Source organism: Psychrobacter sp. MES7-P7E, assembly GCF_002863645.1.
In the GTDB taxonomy this organism is placed as follows: Bacteria; Pseudomonadota; Gammaproteobacteria; order Pseudomonadales; family Moraxellaceae; genus Psychrobacter.
Genome location: NZ_PJBU01000034.1, coordinates 1 through 1,363 on the forward strand (window position 1 = coordinate 1; position 1,363 = coordinate 1,363).

2 pseudogenes are annotated in these 1,363 nt (G+C 43.8%); one reads left to right on the plus strand and one right to left on the minus strand.

The features are described from left to right. Window positions 1-180 (plus strand): annotated as a pseudogene (locus CXF62_RS01345) (IS3 family transposase); the annotation flags it as partial. A gap of 64 nt (window positions 181-244) precedes the next feature. Here the strand turns inward: CXF62_RS01345 and CXF62_RS01350 are convergent. Then, window positions 245-1,363: pseudogene (locus tag CXF62_RS01350) on the minus strand (IS3 family transposase); the annotation flags it as partial.

Below are 1,363 nucleotides of genomic sequence, written 5' to 3' on the forward strand. Positions count from 1 at the left end.
CGCCATGCAGACCTTATCTAATTGGCATAATAAAGCCAATCAAGGCAAGCTTATCGGCACAGAACAATATGATCCTGATCTTATGACGGCTCTTCAGGAAATAAAGCAGCTCAAACGACAGCTTAAAGTAGCCGAAGAGGAACGAGAGATATTAAAAAAGGCGACGGCGTACTTTGCCAATGAGGAACTTTAAGAAACTGGCCCCTGACGTCAAATCCGTACAGTTAAACTTGGGAGATTTTAATTACGCAGCCTGATGATAAAAGTCAAACCACATCTGCCTTGGCGATCTATAGCCTAAACCCTTTTGAATTCTCGTCTGATTTTAGTAGAGCTCGATATATTGTGTGTTATCGCTGATCGCTGTAAACCTTGTTTTATAGTCCTGATGGTATACAAGCTCATTCTTTAATGTACCCCAGAAGCTTTCTATCGGAGCATTGTCGACACAATTGCCTTTACCACTCATTAAACCAGTAAGCTGATGCTGTTTGATGATTTTGTGATAGGCATTATTGCAATACTGGCTGCCTCTGTCAGAGTGCATAATCAATCCTTGGCTGGGTCGTTTATTTTTGATAGTCATGTTAAGTGCACGGCATACTAAATCTGCTGTCATGCGTTTGTTGATAGCGTAACCGACCAGCTCTTTGGTGTATAAATCTTTAACGCCTGCTAAGTATAGCCAACCCTCGCTTGTCCAGATATAAGTAATATCGCTTACCCAAGACTCATTAGGGCGACTGGCATCAAACTGCTGATCCAGCACATTTGGGTAAATCAGCTTGTTGTGATTAGAGTCGGTGGCCACTTTAAAGCGCTTATGACGACGACATTTAATCCCGTGTTCCTCTTTGATGCTTCTTACCATATATAGGCTAATGTTGTGGCCTTGCTCGCTTAGATGAGCATGCAGTCGATCTACGCCATAACGTTCTTTCGTTTCACTGTGAGCCGCTTTAACCAGTAATTCAGACTGGTTGCGATGTATCTGCTGGTCACTGATGTCACGACTGATCCAGTCGTAATAGCTTGAGGGCTTAACCCTTAACACACGGCACATAGTGCTGATGCTAAAGAAGTGCTGGTTATCTTTGATAAAGGCGTACCTGACTAACTGTGCTTGGCAAAGTACGCCGTCGCCTCATTCGAGCATAGCTCTTATCTTGCGTCGGGGCGAAGCAGTGCTTCGCTTTATCCCTCCTCATTTAGGATCTCGCGTTCCTCTTCAGCCACTTTAAGCTGCTGCTTGAGCTGCTTTATTTCTTGAAGAGCACTCATAAGATCAGGATCATATTGTTCTGTGCCGATAAGCTTGCCTTGATTGGCTTTGTTATGCCAATTTGAGAGCGTTTGCATGGCA